The organism is Paraburkholderia sp. BL27I4N3 (assembly GCF_003386115.1).
Classification (GTDB): Bacteria; Pseudomonadota; Gammaproteobacteria; order Burkholderiales; family Burkholderiaceae; genus Paraburkholderia.
This window is the reverse complement of the sequence record NZ_QREJ01000001.1, coordinates 4,360,330-4,379,774: the sequence shown is the minus strand read 5'-3', so window position 1 is coordinate 4,379,774 and position 19,445 is coordinate 4,360,330. Positions and strand designations below refer to the sequence as shown.

General features: G+C 64.3%; 12 protein-coding genes. 7 read left to right on the top strand and 5 right to left on the bottom strand.

From position 1 onward, the window contains the following. The first annotated feature begins 67 nt into the window (after positions 1 to 67). From gcvT to B0G71_RS19725, 6 genes are all read left to right on the top strand, one after another. Positions 68 to 1,186, top strand: a complete 1,119-nt coding sequence (gene gcvT / locus B0G71_RS19750) for a glycine cleavage system aminomethyltransferase GcvT (protein ID WP_116143598.1) — start codon at positions 68 to 70, stop codon at positions 1,184 to 1,186. 63 nt (positions 1,187 to 1,249) lie between these two features. Further along, positions 1,250 to 1,630 carry a glycine cleavage system protein GcvH gene (gene gcvH / locus B0G71_RS19745; protein ID WP_116143596.1) on the top strand — a complete coding sequence of 127 codons (381 nt, stop codon included), beginning with the start codon at positions 1,250 to 1,252 and terminating at the stop codon, positions 1,628 to 1,630. A 79-nt stretch (positions 1,631 to 1,709) separates the two neighbouring features. After that, positions 1,710 to 4,646 carry an aminomethyl-transferring glycine dehydrogenase gene (gene gcvP, locus B0G71_RS19740; protein WP_116143594.1) on the top strand — a complete coding sequence of 979 codons (2,937 nt, stop codon included), beginning with the start codon at positions 1,710 to 1,712 and terminating at the stop codon, positions 4,644 to 4,646. Between the two features lie 141 nt (positions 4,647 to 4,787). Next, entirely contained in the window at positions 4,788 to 5,918 is a 1,131-nt protein-coding gene (locus B0G71_RS19735) for an alginate lyase family protein (RefSeq protein ID WP_116118551.1), read from the top strand. A gap of 30 nt (positions 5,919 to 5,948) precedes the next feature. Then, positions 5,949 to 7,337 (top strand): L-serine ammonia-lyase, encoded by a 1,389-nt coding sequence (locus B0G71_RS19730; protein ID WP_116143592.1) that lies wholly within the window; start codon positions 5,949 to 5,951, stop codon positions 7,335 to 7,337. A 300-nt stretch (positions 7,338 to 7,637) separates the two neighbouring features. Continuing rightward, entirely contained in the window at positions 7,638 to 9,356 is a 1,719-nt protein-coding gene (locus B0G71_RS19725; protein WP_116143590.1) for a thiamine pyrophosphate-binding protein, read from the top strand. Between the two features lie 142 nt (positions 9,357 to 9,498). Here the strand turns inward: B0G71_RS19725 and B0G71_RS19720 are convergent, their stop codons facing one another. Both B0G71_RS19720 and putA read right to left on the bottom strand, forming a co-directional pair. Beyond that, entirely contained in the window at positions 9,499 to 10,647 is a 1,149-nt protein-coding gene (locus tag B0G71_RS19720) for a branched-chain amino acid ABC transporter substrate-binding protein (RefSeq protein ID WP_106284862.1), read from the bottom strand. A gap of 87 nt (positions 10,648 to 10,734) precedes the next feature. Beyond that, a complete protein-coding gene (gene putA, locus B0G71_RS19715; protein WP_116143588.1) occupies positions 10,735 to 14,664 on the bottom strand; it encodes a trifunctional transcriptional regulator/proline dehydrogenase/L-glutamate gamma-semialdehyde dehydrogenase in 3,930 nt (1,309 codons plus the stop codon). Positions 14,665 to 14,986: 322 nt separating this feature from the next. Between putA and B0G71_RS41430 the strand changes: the two genes are divergently transcribed. Then, complete coding sequence (locus B0G71_RS41430; RefSeq protein ID WP_181916799.1) at positions 14,987 to 15,157, top strand: hypothetical protein; 171 nt, start codon at positions 14,987 to 14,989, stop codon at positions 15,155 to 15,157. A 124-nt stretch (positions 15,158 to 15,281) separates the two neighbouring features. Here the strand turns inward: B0G71_RS41430 and B0G71_RS19710 are convergent, their stop codons facing one another. The 3 genes from B0G71_RS19710 to B0G71_RS19700 all read right to left on the bottom strand — a co-directional run bounded on the left by B0G71_RS19710 (position 15,282) and on the right by B0G71_RS19700 (position 19,365). Continuing rightward, complete coding sequence (locus B0G71_RS19710) at positions 15,282 to 15,527, bottom strand: hypothetical protein (RefSeq protein ID WP_116143586.1); 246 nt, start codon at positions 15,525 to 15,527, stop codon at positions 15,282 to 15,284. Beyond that, positions 15,527 to 16,948: a YeiH family protein gene (locus B0G71_RS19705; RefSeq protein ID WP_116148729.1), complete on the bottom strand. Its 1,422-nt coding sequence runs from the start codon at positions 16,946 to 16,948 to the stop codon at positions 15,527 to 15,529. The genes B0G71_RS19710 and B0G71_RS19705 overlap by 1 nt, the downstream gene beginning before the upstream one ends. Before the next feature lie 170 nt (positions 16,949 to 17,118). After that, positions 17,119 to 19,365 (bottom strand): primosomal protein N', encoded by a 2,247-nt coding sequence (locus B0G71_RS19700; RefSeq protein ID WP_181916798.1) that lies wholly within the window; start codon positions 19,363 to 19,365, stop codon positions 17,119 to 17,121. Between the last annotated feature and the right edge of the window lie 80 nt (positions 19,366 to 19,445).

The following is a 19,445-nucleotide window of genomic DNA, read 5'->3' as shown; positions in this document are numbered from 1 at the left end:
GCAGCTAAAAGGCCGCGAGGCGTAGCGCCGCATGGCCTTTTTTGTTTCGCGAGACGCCCGAGGCCCCATGACCGAACTCAAACACACCCCGCTCAACGCCACCCACCGTGCGCTCAATGCCCGCATGGTCGATTTCGGCGGCTGGGACATGCCTGTCAACTACGGCTCGCAGATCGACGAACACCGCGCCGTGCGCACCGACGCCGGCATGTTCGACGTCTCGCACATGTGTGTCGTCGATTTCACCGGGGAGCGCGTGCGCGCATTCTTCGAGTATGCGCTGGCGAACAACGTCGCCAAGCTGCAAACGCCGGGCCGCGCGCTGTACTCCTGCCTGCTGAACCCGAACGGCGGCGTGATCGACGATCTGATCGTCTATTACTTCGGCGAAGATCATTTCCGCGTGGTCGTCAATGCCGGCACCGCCGATAAAGACATCGCCTGGTTCGGCCAACTCAACGCCGAAGGCAGCTTCGGCCTGACCATCACGCCGCGCCGCGATTATGCGATCGTCGCCGTGCAAGGCCCGAATGCGCGCGAAAAAGTATGGCAAACCGTGCCGGCCGCACGCGCCGCCACCGAAGCGCTCAAGCCCTTCAACGCCGCCCGCATCGAAGACACGCCGTTCGGCGAATTGACCGTGGCCCGCACCGGCTACACCGGCGAAGACGGCTTCGAAATCATTGTCCCCGCAGATCACGTCGAAGCGCTGTGGAGTGCGCTGCAAGCCCAAGGCGTGCGCCCGGCCGGTCTCGGCGCGCGCGACACGCTGCGGCTCGAAGCCGGCATGAACCTGTACGGCCAGGATATGGACGACAACGTCTCGCCGCTCGACGCCGGCCTCGCCTGGACCGTCGACCTCACCTCGCCGCGCGACTTCGTCGGCAAGGGCAAGCTGGAAGCGGATGGTTCGCAGGCTGCGTTCGTCGGCTTGATTCTGCTGAAGGAAAACGGCAAGGCGGCGGGCGTGCTGCGTGCTCATCAAAAAGTCGTCACGTCGCAGGGCGAAGGCGAAATCACCAGCGGTACGTTTTCCCCGACCATGCAGGAATCCATCGCCTTTGCGCGTGTGCCGAAAGGCGTGCAGCCGGGCGACACCGTTCACGTTCAGATTCGTGACAAGAACGTACCTGCAAGCGTGGTAAAACTGCCGTTCGTGCGCAATGGCAAAGTGCTCGCGGTTTAAGCAAACCTGCGCGCGCGTCTACTTCCCAAGTTACAACCGAATCACACCGCATAGGAGCATCCGATGAGCATCCCGGCCGATCTGAAATACACCGAATCGCACGAGTGGGTCCGCACCGAGGCGGACGGCACGCTGACGGTCGGCATCACCGACCACGCGCAGGAAGCGCTCGGCGACATCGTCTTCTTCGAAGTCCAGGAACTGGGCAAGACCGTCACCGCCGGCGACACCGTCGCTGTCATCGAATCGGTGAAAGCCGCTTCCGATATCTACGCGCCGGTTTCAGGCGAGATCATCGAAGCGAATACCGCCGTGGCCGACACGCCTGATTCGGTCAATTCCACACCGTACGAAAGCTGGCTCTTCAAGATCAAGCCGGCCGCGGACGCGACGCAAGACCGTCTGATCGACGCCGACGCGTACAGCAAGTCAATCGGCGCCTGATTCACCTTTACGTTTAACCCGACAGGTGCGGCGCGTCCTTTTTCGAATACCGAAGGACACCGCACCGCCAGGAACACCCATGAAGCTCGAACACCCGGATCGTCTGATGAACCGCACTCCTCTCTCGCTCGCCGCGCTCGAAGTGCATGACGCCTTCGCCGAACGGCATATCGGCCCGGACGCGGCCGACCAGCACGCAATGCTCGAAGCCCTCGGCTTCGCGTCGCGCGCCGCGCTGATCGACGCCGTCATTCCGAAGACGATCCGCCGCACCGAAACGCTGCCGCTCGGCCCCTTCACGCAACCGAAGAGCGAAGCCGAAGCGCTCGCCGCGCTGCGCGAACTCGCGGACAGGAACCAGGTGTTCCGCTCGTACATCGGGCAGGGCTATTACAACGCGCACACGCCGACGGTGATCCTGCGTAACGTGCTGGAAAATCCGGCGTGGTACACCGCGTACACGCCGTATCAGCCGGAAATTTCGCAAGGCCGTCTGGAGGCGCTGCTGAACTTCCAGCAGATGATCGTCGACTTGACGGGTCTGGCGATCTCGAACGCGTCGCTGCTCGACGAAGCCACGGCTGCGGCTGAAGCGATGACGCTGCTGCAACGCATCGGCAAGCCGAAGTCGAACGTGTTCTACGTGGCCGACGACGTGCTGCCGCAAACCATCGAAGTGGTGAAGACGCGCGCCACGCCGGTCGGCATCGAAGTGAAAGTGGGCCCGGCCGCGGAAGCCGCGGATGCGAATGCGTTCGGCGTGCTACTGCAATACCCGGGCGTGAACGGCGACGTGCGCGACTACCGCGCGCTCACCGAAGCGATCCACGCAGCGGGCGGCCACGTGGTGGTCGCAGCCGACCTGCTCGCGCTGACTGTCCTCACGCCGCCGGGCGAATGGGGCGCGGACGTGGCGGTCGGCAATACGCAGCGCTTCGGCGTGCCGGTCGGCTTCGGCGGCCCGCATGCGGCTTACCTCGCCGTGCGCGACGAATTCAAGCGCCAGATGCCGGGCCGCCTCGTCGGCGTGACCGTCGACGCGCAAGGCAACCCCGCGCTGCGTCTCGCGCTGCAAACGCGCGAACAACATATCCGCCGCGAGAAGGCGACTTCGAACGTGTGTACCGCGCAAGCGCTGCTCGCGATCATGGCCAGCATGTACGCCGTTTATCACGGCCCGCACGGTTTGAAGACGATCGCATTGCGCGTGAACCGCATCACCGCGTTGCTGGCGGAAGGTGCGAAGCAACTCGGCTACACGCTCGCTAACGAAACGTTCTTCGACACGCTCACCTTCGAATCCGGCGCACGCACGCAAGCGCTGCACGAGGCCGCGCAAGCGAAACGCATCAACCTGCGCCGCGTGAGCGATACGCAAGTCGGCCTGTCGATCGACGAAACCACTACGCGCCGCGATCTGGCGGATCTGCTCGAAGTATTCGCGCAAGCCGCCGGCGCGAAAGGCGTCCCGCAAGTCGACACGCTCGACTCGGCAATGGCTGCGTCGAATACCGCATCGGTGCCGGCCGCGCTTGAGCGCACGAGCGCCTACCTCACGCACCACGTGTTCAACCGTCATCATTCGGAAACGGAAATGCTGCGTTATCTGCGCAGCCTGTCGGACAAGGACCTCGCGCTCGACCGTTCGATGATTCCGCTGGGTTCGTGCACGATGAAGCTGAACGCGACCTCGGAAATGCTGCCGGTTACATGGCCTGAATTCGGCCAGATCCATCCGTTCGCACCGGCTGAGCAAACTGTCGGCTACCGCGAAATGATCGATCAGCTCGAAGAGATGCTGGTCGCGGCCACCGGCTACGCTGCCGTGTCGCTGCAACCGAACGCCGGCTCGCAAGGCGAGTACGCGGGCCTGCTGATCATCCACGCGTATCACGCGTCGCGCGGCGAAGCGCATCGCAACGTCTGCCTGATTCCGGCTTCGGCGCACGGCACGAACCCGGCGTCGGCGCAGATGGCCGGCATGCAGGTCGTCGTGGTGGCCTGCGACGCGCAAGGCAATGTCGATATCGAAGACCTGAAGAAGAAAGCCGATCAGCACGCCGACAAACTCGCGGCGATCATGATCACGTATCCGTCCACGCACGGCGTGTTCGAGCAGAACGTGCGCGAAATCTGCGAGATCGTGCACGCGCACGGCGGTCAGGTGTATGTGGACGGCGCGAACATGAACGCGATGGTCGGACTGACCGCGCCGGGCCAGTTCGGCGGCGACGTGTCGCACCTGAATCTGCACAAGACCTTCTGCATTCCGCATGGCGGCGGCGGACCGGGCGTCGGTCCGGTTGCGGTCGGCGCGCATCTCGCGCAGTTCCTGCCGAACCAGATTTCGTCGGGTTATGAGCGCGCGCCGAACGGCATTGGCGCGGTATCGGGCGCTCCGTACGGCTCGGCATCGATCCTGCCGATTTCGTGGATGTACATCGCAATGATGGGTGCGAAGAACCTCACCGCCGCGACCGAAACCGCGATCCTCAACGCGAACTACGTCGCGAAGAAACTCGCGCCGCATTATCCGGTGCTGTATTCGGGCCCGGGCGGCCTGGTCGCGCACGAGTGCATTCTCGATCTGCGTCCGATCAAGGAAACCAGCGGCATCACCGTCGACGACGTCGCCAAGCGACTCGCCGACTATGGCTTCCACGCGCCGACCATGAGCTTCCCGGTGCCCGGCACGCTGATGGTCGAGCCGACCGAATCGGAATCGAAGGAAGAACTCGACCGTTTCATCGAAGCGATGATCGCGATCCGCGAGGAAATCCGTGCCGTCGAAGAAGGCCGCTCGGATCGCGAGGACAACCCGCTGAAGCATGCGCCGCATACGGCGGCGGTGGTTATCGCGAATGACTGGAAGCACGCGTATGCGCGCGAAACCGCGGCATATCCGCTGCCCACGCTGATCGCGAAGAAGTACTGGCCGCCGGTCGGCCGCGCGGACAATGTGTATGGCGACCGCAATCTGTTCTGCTCCTGCGTGCCGATCGCCGACTACGAGTAAGCGGGATTGCCAATGCGCATCGCCCGTCGTCTCGAAAAAGAGGCGGCGAGGCGATGCGCGGTTCCGCTCTGAGGTTCTCTGTCGTTCGTGGCCGCAAACGGCTAACATCACACACCGAATCAGCCTAATGAGGAGTTTCGCATGGCGCGAAAGGTGCGATTGATGCAAAGCCGGACCGAAGCAACGCGAGCGCCGAATTGGCGGCAAGCCTGCACGTTGCTGTTGGCTGGCGCAGCCGTGCTGCTGCCGCTGCGGCAAGCGCAGGCCGCGATGAATTTTTGCGCGGCGCCCGCGCTGCAAACCAGCGAACGCACGAACGCCGATCCCGGCGTGAAAGCGCTGGTGAGCAACGTGCAGGCCCATCTGAACGACCAGCCGCATGCGCTGGCGAAACTGCATACCGAAGGCACACTGCCGCACGAGGGCATTTACGACCAGAGCGTCGAGGCGGAGAAAGATCTCGATCTGTTGCGCGACGCCGCGCTCGCCTGGCGCGCCACCAGCGACGACCGCTATCTCAAGCTCGTCGACCGCTTGCTGTACGCCTGGGTCACGACCTATCAACCGAGCTTCAATCCCATCGACGAAACCCGTTTCGAAGGACTGATTCTCGCGTACGACATGACGGCGAGCGCGTTGCCGGTGAAAACGCGCAATGCGTCCATGGCGTTCCTGACGAAACTCGCGAACGGCTACATTGGGCAAATCGACGCGCAGCCGCGCCCGCTCAAAGGAACGTTCAGGAACAACTGGCAGAGCCATCGGATCAAACTGATTGCCATGGCCGCGTTCACGCTCGACAACCGCAAGATGATCAATGCGGCCCAGCGTCTGTTCGTCGAGCATATCGGCGACAACATCGAGCCGGATGGTTCGACGGTCGATTTCAACGAACGCGACGCGCTGCATTACGTCACCTACGACTTGCAGCCGCTCGTGACAGCCGCGCTCGCCGCGCGTCGCCATAACCGCAACTGGCTGCCGGAGAAGGGCGCGGACGGCGCGTCGTTGCAAGCCGCGCTCAACTGGCTGGCGCCGTATGCGGCCGGCAGCAAGACGCATGAAGAATTCGTGCATTCGAGCGTTCCGTTCGATGCAAAACGTCGCGAGGCCGGCTTGCCCGGCTATTCGGGTCAGTGGGATCCGAAGAACGCGACCGAACTGTTTCACCTGGCGGCGCGCCTCGACGGGCGCTATACGCCGATCGCGCTACAGCTCGCACCGACGCCGCCCGCGTGGCTCGCCGTGTGTTTGCCGCTGCCGGCGCGGTAAATCAACTTTATCCATAGCAGGGAGCAGTAAATGGCAGTCAGCGTCTTCGACCTCTTCAAAATCGGCATTGGTCCGTCCAGTTCGCATACGGTCGGGCCGATGCGCGCGGCGCTGATGTTCGCTCAAGGGCTCGAACGCGATGGGCTGCTCGCTGCGACCGCATCGGTGAAAGTGGAGTTGTACGGCTCGCTCGGCGCGACGGGCAAAGGGCACGGTACCGATCGCGGCGTCATGCTCGGCCTGATGGGCGACGCGCCCGATACCGTGGACCCGGACACGATAGCCCAGCGGCTCGAGGCAGTGCGCGTGTCCCGCAAGCTGGCGCTGCTCGGCACGCACGAGGTGCCGTTTGTGCAGAAGGATCACATTGCGTTTTATCGTCAGGCGCTGCCCGAGCATCCGAATGGTCTGAAGTTGCGTGCGCTCGACGCGCAAGGCGAGACATTGCGCGAGTCGACCTATCTGTCGGTGGGCGGCGGTTTCGTGGTGACGGCCGGCGCGCCGAATTCGAAAGTCCTGGCCGCGGTCGATCAACTGCCGTACTCGTTTCGCAGCGGCAACGAGTTGCTCGCGCTGTGCGAATCGACCGGTAAGAGCATTGCCCAGTTGATGTGGGAAAACGAACGCGTCTGGCATACGGAAGAAGAGACGCGCGCGGGCCTGCTGAAGATCTGGGACGTGATGCAATCGTGTGTATCGCGGGGTTGCGGCATCAACAATCCGGATGCCGACGGTAACTTGCCCGGTCCATTCCAGGTGAAACGGCGCGCGCCGCAGCTGTATCGCGCGCTGTCCGGCAATCCGGAACTGGCGTTACGCGATCCACTGTCGATGATCGACTGGATCAATCTCTACGCGATCGCCGTCAACGAAGAAAATGCCGCCGGCGGACGTGTGGTGACTGCGCCGACCAACGGCGCGGCCGGCATCATTCCGGCCGTGCTGCATTACTACACGCGCTTCATGCCGGGTTCGAATCAGCAAGGCGTGATCGACTTCCTGATGACCGCCGCGGCGATCGGCATTCTGTACAAGCTGAACGCGTCGATTTCGGGCGCCGAAGTGGGCTGTCAGGGCGAAGTGGGCGTCGCCTGCTCGATGGCGGCGGGCGCGCTCGCGGCAGTCATGGGAGGCACCCCCAAGCAGGTCGAAAACGCCGCGGAAATCGGCATGGAGCACAACCTCGGACTGACCTGCGATCCGGTCGGCGGCATGGTGCAGATTCCGTGTATCGAGCGCAACGCGATGGCATCGGTGAAAGCAGTCAACGCCGCCCGCATGGCCTTGCGCGGCGACGGCAGTCACTACGTGTCGCTCGATTCGGTGATCAAGACCATGCGCGAGACCGGCGCGGATATGAAAACCAAATACAAGGAAACGTCGCGGGGCGGGTTGGCGGTGAATATCGTCGAGTGTTGAGGGCGGCGCTTCCTTGCCTCGATGCGGATGACGACGCGGGCTATGGCCCGCGTTTTTATTTGCGCGTCGCTTCCTCGCATTCGTGCATCACGTGCGGACGCCTGTGCTACGGACTGTCGCCAAAGCGGGAGAAGGCGCGTGCGCTTCTTACCTGCGCGCGACCGCGAGCGATCCAGTAGCGCGGCACCGTGACAGCGGCAGCGCGCTCGGCGTAAGCTGTCGGAGCGCCGATCGGCTGATGTTCAGGTTGATTCGGCAATCTCATACCGCACTTACGCACTGCCTGGAGACTTCATCGCAATGTCGCAGCCGAATACTCCCGTTTCCGGTCCCGCCGCCGCTCAAACCACCGGCGCGCGTCTCGTCGTCGATGCTTTACTCACGCACGGTGTCGAACGTGTTTTCTGTGTGCCCGGCGAGAGTTTTCTCGCTGTGCTGGATTCGCTGCACGACGAAACCGAACGCATCCAGACCATTGTTTGCCGTCACGAAGCGGCCGCGGCGAATATGGCGGAGGCCGTCGGCAAATTGACGGGGCGCCCTGGCGTCGCGCTCGTCACGCGCGGGCCGGGCGCCACGCATGCATCGATCGGCGTGCACACTGCGTTTCAGGATTCCACGCCGATGATTCTGCTGATCGGCCAGTGCGCGCGTGAGCATCTCGACCGCGAGGCGTTTCAGGAAATCGACTATCGGCGCATGTTCGGCCAGATGGCGAAGTGGGTCGCGCAAATCGACGATCCGAAGCGTATTCCCGAGTATCTGAGCCATGCGTTTCACACAGCGACTTCGGGGCGACCCGGGCCGGTGGTCTTGTCGTTGCCCGAAGACGTGTTGAGCGACGCATGCGATGCCGTGGCCGGCGCGCCGGCTTATCAGCGCGTGGCGGCGTCACCGTCGGCGGCGCAGATCGAGAAGTTGCGCGGATTGCTCGACGGGGCGCAACGGCCGATGGTGATCGCAGGCGGCAGCGGTTGGACGCCGGCTGCGTGCGCGGACTTTCGGCGCTTCGTCGAGAACTGGCAATTGCCGGTCGGCCTCGCGTTCCGCTTTCAGGACACGCTCGACAACGAGCATCCGAACTATGCCGGCGACGTCGGCCTCGGCATCAATCCCGCGCTCGCGCAACGCATTCGCGACGCCGACGTGCTACTCGCGATCGGACCGCGTTTGGGCGAAGCGACGACGAACGGCTATACGTTGCTCGACATTCCGAAAACGAAGCAGACGCTCGTGCACGTGCATCAGGGCGCGGAGGAATTGGGCCGCGTGTATGCGGCCGATCTGCCGATCGTCTCTGGCATGCCGGAGTTGGCGGTAATGCTTGCGGAGTTGGAGCCATCGTCAGAGCAACTCGCCTGGTCGGGCGCAGCGAGCGAGGCGCATCAGGCGTATCTCGACTGGCGCAAACCGCGTCAGATTCCCGGCGACGTGCAGATGGGCGAAGTGATTCAGCAGTTGCGCGCGCATCTGCCGGACGATGCGATTCTCACCAACGGCGCGGGTAATTACGCGACGTGGCTGCATCGGCACTTCGCGTATCGGCGTTACCGTTCGCAGCTTGCGCCGACGAGTGGCGCGATGGGCTACGGCGTGCCGGCGGCGATTGCGGCGAAGTCGATGTATCCGCAACGCGCGGTTGTGGCGCTGGCCGGCGACGGCTGCTTCATGATGGCCGCACAAGAACTTGCGACGGCGATGCAGTACGACCTGCATGTGCTTTTCATCGTGGTGAATAACGGTCACTTCGGTACGATTCGTATGCATCAGGAGCGGCACTATCCTGGGCGGGTACATGGCACCGGGCTCACCAATCCGGATTTCGCGGCGTTCGCGCGATCGTTCGGCGCGCATGGCGAGACGGTGGAGCGGACTGAGGATTTTCTGCCTGCGCTCAAGCGTTCGATGGAGGCGAAGTGTGCGGCGGTGATCGAGATTCGCATGCCGCAGGAAGCGAGCACGCCGGGTGCGACGTTGGAGCAGGTTAGGGAGCAGGGGAGGAAGATGCGCGGGGAGTAATTGCGTTGTCGTGCCATCGGCACAGGGTGTCAGGAAGCACAAAACAAAAAGCCCTGCGGTTCGAAAACCGCAGGGCTTTTTTTGCCTGGCTGGCACGTCAAGCAATCACATGGCAGCCGAGTGCGCTAGCAGGAGAAGCTACTTACTTTCCACCCACGCTCTGCAACGTCGTCCACTTACCATCGACGACCTTGTACAGTGTAATACCACCGTTCTTCAGGTCGCCCTTGCTGTCGTACGCGAGGTTCGCGGACGTCACCGCCGGCATCGACGTCTTCGCGAGTACCGGCAGGTACTTGGCCGGATCGGTCGAGTTCGCCTTCTTCATTGCATCGAACATGGCCATTGCGCCGTCGTAAGCGTACGGCGAGTACGTTTGCACGTCTTCGTTGAAACGCTTCTTGTACTTCGCGACGTAGTCCTTGCCGCCCGGCATTTCTTCCAGCGGCAGGCCGGCGAGCGATGCCACCGTGCCGTTCGCCGCGTCACCCGCGATCTGGATGAACGTCGGCGTGTGGACCATTTCGCCGCCCATCAGCGGCGCCTTGATGCCCAGTGCCTTCATCTGCTTGACCATCGGTGCCGCTTGCGAATCCGCGCCGCCGTAGTAGATCAGATCCGGTTGAACAGCCTTCAGCTTGGTCAGGATCGACTTGAAGTCGACTGCTTTGTCGTTCGTGTATTCACGATCGACAATCTGGCCACCCGCTGCCTTCGCCGCCTTTTCGAACTGATCAGCCAGACCCTGGCCATAAGCCGTGCGGTCGTCGACGATCACGATCTTCTTCATGCCCAAGGTCTTCACCGCGAACGTGCCGGCGACCGAACCTTGCTGCGTGTCCGACGTCATCATGCGGAACGTGGTCTTGAAACCTTGTTGCGTGTATTCCGGCGCCGTCGCCATGGCGATTTCGGGGATGCCCGCGTTCGCGTAAATGCGCGAAGCCGGAATCGTGGTGCCCGAGTTGAAGTGGCCGAGCATGCCCTTGATGCCGTCATCCACCAGCTTTTGTGCAACCGTCGTACCGGTGCGCGGGTCGGCCTGGTCGTCGGCCGAGTCCAGCACGAAGCGGACTTGCTTGCCGCCGATCACCGGCTTGGTCGCGTTCATGTCTTCCACCGCCAGCGTAATGCCGTTCTGGAAGTCCTTGCCGTAGTGCGCCTGCGCGCCTGTCATCGGGCCGGCAAAGCCGACCTTCACATCTTCCGTCGATTGAGCATTGGCCGTCCCCGCCAGCGACATCGCTGCAACCAGTGCAGCGCCTGCCAGCTGTTTCATCTTGTGTTGCATAGCTTCTCCTTGGTACCAGGTGTGGATGGAGCGGTTTCGGGGTCGCCGTACCGCTTCCTTCTTTTTGAAAAGATCAATGAGGTTCGCTCAACCGATCGTCATCAAATTCGCATTACCGCCTGCTGCTGCCGTATTCACGCTGACCGAGCGTTCCGTCAACAGACGCTCGAGCGCGTAATCCTCGTCGCCGCTTTCCAGCGCGCCTGCCGCGACGCCCTGCACCGACACGATCGGGCCCGGACGCTTCGCGACTTCCTTCACCAGCGCCAGCAACTCGTCGCTATCGCCTTCGAACAGCACGGCGTCGAACGTTGCATCGGCGCTCTTCTTCACGCTCGCATGTGACTTCAGCGACGCGGGCAATTGCGCCACCAGTTGTTCACCCGCCGCGCCCTCGAACAACGCGCGATTTCCCGTAGCCAGCGCCGCGGCGAACTGCACGCGCGCGCCGCTCGCCGTCGACGCAATGCACAGCACCGTGCCGCGCGCGCCCAGCGTGTACGTGTTGCGCTCGCCAGTCGGTCCCGACAGTACCGCGGTGGCGCCCGCCGGCACATGCGACAGATAGCCGTCGCAGCGCGCGGCCAGCACCGGTTGTTGTTCGGCAATCAGCCAATCGCGATAGGCCGTCAATGCAGCGGACGGATTGTCGCTGTTTTCGGCTGCCTTCGGTACATCCACGACCAATGCCTGCGCGAGCGACTTCGGCAAACCGGCGGGACGCGTCGCCAGCAGACGCTGCAAATACAGCGCGCCGCCCGCCTTCGGACCCGTGCCCGACAAACCCTCACCGCCGAACGGCTGCACACCCACCACCGCGCCGATCACATTGCGGTTCACATAAATGTTGCCGACGTGCGCGCGGCTGATCACGTGAGCGATGGTTTCATCGATCCGCGTGTGGATGCCGAGCGTCAGGCCGTAGCCCGTCGTGCGAATCTGTTCGAGCAGCTTGTCGAGCTGGCTGCGGCGGTAACGCACCACATGCAGCACCGGACCGAATACCTCGCGCTTCAGTTCGTCGATGCTGTCGAGTTCGATCAGCGTGGGCGGAACGAAGGTGCCTTGCGCGCAACCGTCGGGCATCGGCAACTGCTCGACCTTGCGGCCTTTCTCGCGCATCGTCGCGACGTGCGCGTCGATGCCGCGTTTCGCGTCGAGGTCGATCACCGGGCCGACGTCGATCGACAGGCGGTCCGGATTGCCCACTGCCAGTTCGCGCATCGCGCCCGTTAGCATCTCCAGCGTGCGGTCGGCGACATCGTCTTGCAGACAAAGAACGCGCAGCGCGGAACAGCGTTGACCGGCGGAGTCGAAAGACGATTGCAGCACGTCCGCGACCACCTGCTCAGCGAGCGCCGACGAGTCGACGATCATCGCGTTCTGGCCGCCGGTTTCCGCGATCAGCGGAATCGGCTTGCCGTCCGGATCGAGGCGGCTGGAGAGCGTCTTGTTGATCAGGCGCGCGACTTCAGTCGAGCCGGTGAACATCACCGCGCGCGTGCGCGGATCGGCCACCAACGCGGCGCCAACCGTTTCACCGTTGCCCGGCAGCAGTTGCACGGCGCCCGCCGGGACGCCGGCTTCGCGCAGAATGCGCACGGCTTGCGCGGCGATCAGCGGCGTCTGTTCGGCAGGCTTCGCGAGCACGGTGTTGCCGGCAGCGAGTGCCGCGGCCACCTGGCCCATGAAAATCGCCAGCGGGAAATTCCACGGGCTGATACAGACCACCGGACCGAGCGGGCGATGCGTGTCGTTGGAGAACTCGTCGCGAATCTGCGTGGAGTAGTAGCGCAGGAAGTCGATCGCTTCGCGGATTTCCGCGACGGCGTTGGCCAGCGACTTGCCGGCTTCACGCACCACCAGACCCATCAGCGTATGCATCTGCGCTTCGAGCAGATCGGCGGCACGCGCGAGGCAATCGGCGCGCGCTTCGACCGGCGTGGCTTGCCAGATCGGCGCCGCGGCGACGGCATGCGTCAACGCGGCACTCACATGTTCCGGCGTCGCTTCAACGACCGTGCCGACGAGGTCACGATGATCCGCCGGATTACGCACATCGCGCGCCACGCCCACGGCGATCTCGTTGTCCTCGAGCATCGGCGCGGCGCGCCACGGATGATGCGCGCTCGCCAGCAACGCCGACGACAGCGACGCCAGCCGATGCTCGTTCGACAGATCGAGACCCATCGAATTGAGACGCTCGGCGCCGTACAGATTGCGCGGCAGCGGAATCTTCGCGTGCGGCGCGCCGAGCGGCACGATCTTCGAAGCTTCGTCGACGGGGTCGGCGATCAGGTCCTTGATCGCGACGCTTTCATCGGCAATGCGATTCACGAACGACGTGTTCGCGCCGTTTTCCAGCAGACGGCGCACGAGGTACGCGAGCAGCGTTTCATGCGTGCCGACCGGCGCGTACACGCGGCACGGACGGTTCAGCTTGTCGCGGCCGGTGACTTCCTCGTACAGCGGCTCGCCCATGCCGTGCAGGCACTGGAACTCGTACTGGCCGGGGTAGTAGTTGTTGCCCGCGAGGTGATAGATCGCCGAGAGCGTGTGCGCGTTGTGCGTGGCGAACTGCGGATAGACCGCGTCGGGCGCGCTCAGCAGCTTCTTCGCACAAGCGACGTATGAGACGTCCGTATAGATCTTGCGCGTGTAGACAGGATAGCCTTCGAGGCCGTCCACTTGTGCGCGCTTGATTTCGGTGTCCCAGTACGCGCCCTTCACGAGGCGCACCATGATGCGGTGACGGCTGCGGCGCGCCAGATCGATGATGTAGTCGATCACGAACGGGCAACGCTTCTGATAGGCCTGCACCACGAAGCCGATGCCGTTCCAGCCGGCCAGGTCTGGATCGAAGCATAGCGCTTCGAGCAGATCGAGCGAGATTTCGAGGCGGTCTGCTTCTTCGGCGTCGATGTTCAGGCCGATGTCGTAGCGGCGCGCGAGGATCGCCAGCGAGCGCACACGCGGCAGGAGTTCGCTCATCGTGCGTTCCTGCTGCGAACGCGAGTAGCGTGCGTGCAGCGCGGAGAGCTTGATCGAGATGCCAGGGCCTTCGTAAATGCCGCGGCCGCCGGCAGCCTTGCCGATCGCGTGGATCGCCTGTTCGTACGACGCGTAGTAGCGCTGCGCGTCGGCTTCGGTGGTGGCCGCTTCGCCGAGCATGTCGTACGAGTAGCGGAAGCCGCGCGCTTCGTATTTGCGGCTGTTGGCCAGCGCTTCGGAGATGTTCTCGCCCGTCACGAACTGCTCGCCCATCAGGCGCATCGCCATATCGACGCCCTTGCGGATCAGCGGCTCGCCGCCCTTGCCGATCAAACGCGTCAGCGCCGACGAGAGGCTCGTTTCGCTATTGGTCGTCACCAGCTTGCCGGTGATCATCAAGCCCCAGGTCGCAGCGTTGACGAACATCGACGGTGCCTGGCCCATGTGCGATTTCCAGTCGCCCTTGCTGATCTTGTCGCGGATCAGCGCGTCGCGCGTGGCGCGATCGGGAATGCGCAGCAGCGCTTCGGCGAGGCACATCAGCGCCACGCCTTCCTGGCTCGACAGCGAGAACTCGTGGATCAGACCTTCGACGCCACCGCCCTTGCTCTTGGTGCGCAGCGTTTCGACGAGCTTGCCGGCCATTGTCTGCACATCGCCCGCGAGGTTGGCGGGCAAGCGAGCCTGACCGACCAGGAACGGCAAGCATTCCGGCTCGGGACGACGGTAAGCGGCCGTGATCGCCGCGCGCAGCACCGACTGCGGTTGCACGTTTTGCGCGAACTCGAGGAACGGATGCGACGCGCCGTCTTCTTCCTGCTCGACCGTGGCGCCGTCGGCGAGATCCGCCGAGCCCGTCACGCCCGACAGTTCGGGCGGCAACTGGCCGTGCTCGATCTTTTCGAGGTACGCGAAGATGGCCTGCTTGATGAGCCAATGCGGAGTGCGTTCAAGACGGGTAGCGGCATCTTTCAGCCGTGAACGCAGGAGGTCGTCGACCTTGACGCCAAGGGTGGTGCTAGCCATGTTTCCTTCTTCGGATACCAAACGAATGCGCTGGGAAAGACTAAAAGTTGGCGAATCGTACGCCTCCCAATAAAAAGGTGCAACCATGTTCGGTGCGTGGTTGCACCCTGCTGAGAGCCTTGTGTGGCGAGGGTTTGCGCCAGATCGCGCTGGCCGCTGGCGCAGTGGTTGCGCTTAGTACTTTCCCTGGCGTGATTCTTTTTGCATTTACCCTTATCAGAACGGGTCGGCGCGCCGTTATACGGAACATAGCGGCACGCGGCCTCCGGGCACGCACAAAAAAACGGTACGGGGTTTTAGAAGACAGGCGAGGACAGGTGAAATGGAAAAGTGGCTGGTAATACTGGGCATCTGGGCGATGTGCGCGACTTGCGCGGTGTTGTTCATGCGCGGCGCGACGAGTGGCCCAGGCAGGCGCGAGCCCGACGAGGAACACGTGCCCGCGGCGTCGCGCGCATCGGTAGGCGACGCGCGGACCGCGTTAAACGAGTGAACTGAAGAAGTGAATGGACGCGTCCGGCGTTCCGTGCCGGAAAGAGCGAGGACTATCTTCGGCTGACGCGCTGGCGGAACGCTGACATCGCCGGGCTCGGCGCCGCGGCTGGCTTAGACGCGCGTCAAAGTTGATGAACCGGTTCGAACCGCGCGCAACTGTCGCCAGGCGAGACGAGTTGGTCGTGCAGCCGGCAGAGCCGGCTGTTCGCCACGCTCGCGCCGAATGCGGAACCGAACACGGCGAGACCCGGAATGCCCTGCTCCAACGAGTCCCGATTCTCAGCGCGATGCCGGCAGCCCGCGCAGCACGGCGCGTGCGTTTCATCGCGCGCCTGCGCCGCGCTGTCGAGGCGGACCGTGCGTCTCATCACGAGCCCTGCCCCAAGCTATTCCAGTACGGCGCGAACACGTGCGCGGACAGCGCGTAACCGATGGCGATATTGACCACCACGCCCACCGTGAATGCGAGGAACGGCTTCAGGCCGGTTGCAGTGAGCGAGCGCAAGCGCGTGGTCAGCCCGATGCTCAGGAAGCAGAAAGTGAACGCCCACGTGCGCAACGCCGTGATCGGCGCGACGAATTCGGGCGTCACGACTTTGCGGTAATCGACCAGCGAATAGTGGCTGGCGATCCACGTCACCAGCGCGGACGCGATCACGAAACCGATCACAAATTTCGGGAAGCGCGCCCAGATCTCGCCGGCGTTGGCCTTGGCTTTGACGCCGCTGTCCTGCGATTCCCAGCGCGTCGTCGCGACGATCGCCAGCACGAACGCCCAGATGCCGATCCAGATATCGCGGCCGACCACTTTCATCAGCGTGAACGCCTGCAACGACGCCTCCGGCGCGCCGGCAATTGCGCCGCCTGCGTGTTTCGCAAAGTCGCCGTAGGCTTGAGCGGCCGCGATGCCAGCGGCGTCGGCGAATTCAGACGTGCCGATCCACGCGCCGGCGACTGCAGTCGACAGGCCGAGCGAGCGGGATGCGAACGGCAACACGAAGATCATCACGATCGCCCACAGCACCACCAGCGTGATTGCCACCGAGGCCTGCTCGCGCTTGGCGCGCACTGCGCCAGCAATCGCGATGGCCGCCGAGACGCCGCACACCGCGCCGCCGACGCCGAGCACAGCGGCAAAACGCCGGTCGAGGCCGAACGCTCTCGCGGCGAAGAAGATCACGAAGAATGTGACGAGCGAGACGATGGTGGCCTGCCCGACCGCGACCGGTCCCGCCCACACCAGCAACGTGAACGGCAACGTCGCGCCGAGCAGCACGATGCCGACCTTGATATAAAACTCGACGCGCAAGCCGGCCGAAAACCATTCAGGCAGCGTGAACACGTTCGAGATCAGCAGGCCCAGCGCCAGCGCGACGAGCGGCGGCTCGAGGTTGTACTTCGACGCGTTGACCCACGCGCCCAGCGTGAAAATCAGCGCCGACGCGATGAACAGAATCAGGAACGACGCCAGGAAGGCGCCGACCCGCTGCTTGAGCGCCGCCAGGCTTACGCCGAAGAGCAGCGCGAACGCTATAAACAGCGCGGCATAGTTCGGCAAATGCTTGCCGACGTCCTGCGCGGCCTGCGCCACGCTCGACCATTTGGCCGGCGCCACCGCCAGCCACTTGATGCTGCTGCCCGACGCGAACAGCGCCCAGGCGACTACGATCACCATCAGGCCGACCCACACGGCCCACCAGTCTTCAGTCGAAAAGAGCCCGCCACCGTGGGTGCCAGGCCGGTTCGTCGACGCCGCGCCGGGTTGTAGTGCTGGGTTCGTATCGCTCATCGCCATGCCCCGAGTAAGTTGAGGTGCCTCGGCGCCGGAGTGTTGGAGTTTTGCCCGAAAGTGCGCCGATTCGGCGAAATATAGGCGAGCGGCGTTGCAAAACGAAACGACCATTCGCTCTAAGAATATGACCGAAAGAAGTAACGGCGGCGTCGCCCCGGCGATGCGCCTTAGATGTCGAGCGGATCGACTTCCAGATTCCAGCGCAGCACACCTTTCAGGCTGCGCAGCAGCGGCTGCCACGCACGCAAGGTCGCCTGCAAGGCGGCCCGCGACGCGCTCTCGATCAGCAATTGCGCGCGGTGCACATGCATCACTTTGACGATGGTGAGCGGCACGGCGTCGTAGACGGTCACACGTTCGGCAGCCGCAATGCCGGTCAACTCGGCCGCCGCCTGTTGCAGGAAGGCGAGCGCGGCTTCGAGCGTGCGGCCTTCGGCGCGCAGCAAAGCCTGATAGACGAACGGCGGCAAATGGGCGTCGCGTCGTTCGGCCAGCGTGGAGTTGGCGAAGCCGACGTAGTCGTGGCGGCCCAGCGCGTGATAAAGCGCGTGGCGCGGATAGCGCGTCTGCACCAGCACTTCGCCCGGCAAACCCGCACGGCCTGCCCGGCCGCTCACTTGCATCAGTTGCGCGAAAAGCCGTTCGCTCGCGCGGAAGTCGTGGGAAAACAACGCGGTATCGGCGTTCAGCACGCCGACCAGCGACACGCGCTGAAAGTCGTGGCCTTTGGCGATCATCTGCGTGCCGACGAGAATGTCGACTTCGCCCGCGTGGACGTCGGAGAACAGCGCCTGCGCGCTGCCTTTACGACGCGTGCTGTCGGCGTCGATGCGCAAGATGCGGGCGCCGGGCACCGCGCTCGCCAGCGTCTCTTCGACGCGCTGCGTGCCACGGCCCATGGGCGCGATATCGACGTTGCCGCACTCCGGGCACGAACGCGGGATGCGCGCTTCCCAGCCGCAGTGGTGGCAGCGCAGCGCGCGCTCGGGCTTATGCAGCACGACATACGCGCTGCATCGTGGACAACCGGCGACCCAGCCGCAGGCATCGCAGGCAAGCTGCGGCGCATAACCGCGGCGGTTCAGGAACACGAGGCTTTGCTCGCCGCGTTCGAGTCGCACCTTCAGCGCCGCGATCAGCGGCCCCGACAAACCTTCCACCGATGCCCGCCCGCGCCGCCGCTCCTCTTCCAGATCGATCAGTTTGACGGTCGGCAATACGGCCTCGGCGACGGCACGGCGCGACAACGTGAGCCGCTTGTAGCGGCCCTGGTCGGCCTGCCACCAGCTCTCCAGCGACGGCGTGGCCGAACCCAGCACGACCGGCAAGCCGAGTTGCTTGGCGCGGTAGATCGCCAGGTCGCGCGCCGAATAGCGCAGGCCTTCCTGCTGCTTGTAGGCCGGATCGTGCTCCTCGTCGACGACAATGATCGCGAGCTTCGGCAGCGAGGCCAGCACCGCCAGCCGCGTGCCGAGCACGATCCGCGCGCGGCCGGTGTGCGCGGCGAACCAGTTGCGGGCGCGCTCGCCTTCCGCGAGGCCGCTGTGCAGCGTGACGATCGACGTGCCCTCGAGCGCGGCGAAACGCGCGCGGAAGGCCGCTTCGAACTGCGGCGTCAGATTGATTTCGGGGACGAGGACGAGCGCCTGAGCGTCGGGCTTTGCGGCCAGAATCTCGGCGAGCGCGCGCAAATAGACCTCCGTCTTGCCACTGCCCGTCACGCCGTGCAGCAGGAACGGCGCGAAGCCGTCGGCATCGCGGATGGCTTCGACGGCGGCCGCTTGCTCGTCCGTGAGCGTGGGCAGCGTGGGGGCGGGCGCGTCAGGCGAAGCGACCGCGGCCAACGCCGCCGCGGCCTCGACGATGTTCAGCGTGATCCAGCCTTCCGCCCGCCACGCGTCAAGCGTTGCCACAGCCTTGGGGTGCAGCGCGCGCGCATCGGTGGCAAGCACGAACTCGGTCCCGGCCAACGCCTGCGCCAGTTTCCGCAACGCGCTCGCCCGCGCCGGCAGGGCGTCGGGCAAGGCAGCGCGGCCTGCGGGCGTGAGACTGTAGCGCTCTTCCGGCGCGAACAGGCGCGACCAGCGCGACGCATCGCGCAGCGCCTGCGGCAATGCGGGCAATGCGACCTCGCCGAGACCACGCTGGTAGTAGTCGGCGGCGAACGCGGCCAGCTTCAGCCAATCCGACGACACCGGCGGGCAAGCGGTACACACGCCACTCACCGAGCGAAGACGATCGGCCGGCACGTCGCTGTGAGCGGTCACTTCGCAGACGAGCCCCACGACATGGCGTTTCCCGAACGGCACGCTGACCAGCCTGCCCGGCGCGACAGGCTCAGGCGTGTCGCAGCGGTAGTCGAACAGCGTCGGCAGCGGATGGTCGAGCGCGACGCGGACGAACACGTCGCTCACGCGCCAGCAACGGTCAGGGGAACGAGCGCGACACGATGCCACATCGCGAGGCCCATCGAGCAGACGGCGAATCCGTAGAA

Excerpts from the sequence above, each read along its gene's own strand:
- gcvT (WP_116143598.1), top strand. The coding sequence starts at position 68 with ATGACCGAACTCAAACACACCCCGCTCAACGCCACCCACCGTGCGCTC.
- gcvH (WP_116143596.1), top strand. The coding sequence starts at position 1,250 with ATGAGCATCCCGGCCGATCTGAAATACACCGAATCGCACGAGTGGGTC.
- gcvP (WP_116143594.1), top strand. The coding sequence starts at position 1,710 with ATGAAGCTCGAACACCCGGATCGTCTGATGAACCGCACTCCTCTCTCG.
- B0G71_RS19735 (WP_116118551.1), top strand. The coding sequence starts at position 4,788 with ATGGCGCGAAAGGTGCGATTGATGCAAAGCCGGACCGAAGCAACGCGA.
- B0G71_RS19730 (WP_116143592.1), top strand. The coding sequence starts at position 5,949 with ATGGCAGTCAGCGTCTTCGACCTCTTCAAAATCGGCATTGGTCCGTCC.
- B0G71_RS19725 (WP_116143590.1), top strand. The coding sequence starts at position 7,638 with ATGTCGCAGCCGAATACTCCCGTTTCCGGTCCCGCCGCCGCTCAAACC.
- B0G71_RS19720 (WP_106284862.1), bottom strand. The coding sequence starts at position 10,647 with ATGCAACACAAGATGAAACAGCTGGCAGGCGCTGCACTGGTTGCAGCG.
- putA (WP_116143588.1), bottom strand. The coding sequence starts at position 14,664 with ATGGCTAGCACCACCCTTGGCGTCAAGGTCGACGACCTCCTGCGTTCA.
- B0G71_RS41430 (WP_181916799.1), top strand. The coding sequence starts at position 14,987 with ATGGAAAAGTGGCTGGTAATACTGGGCATCTGGGCGATGTGCGCGACT.
- B0G71_RS19710 (WP_116143586.1), bottom strand. The coding sequence starts at position 15,527 with ATGAGACGCACGGTCCGCCTCGACAGCGCGGCGCAGGCGCGCGATGAA.
- B0G71_RS19705 (WP_116148729.1), bottom strand. The coding sequence starts at position 16,948 with ATGAGCGATACGAACCCAGCACTACAACCCGGCGCGGCGTCGACGAAC.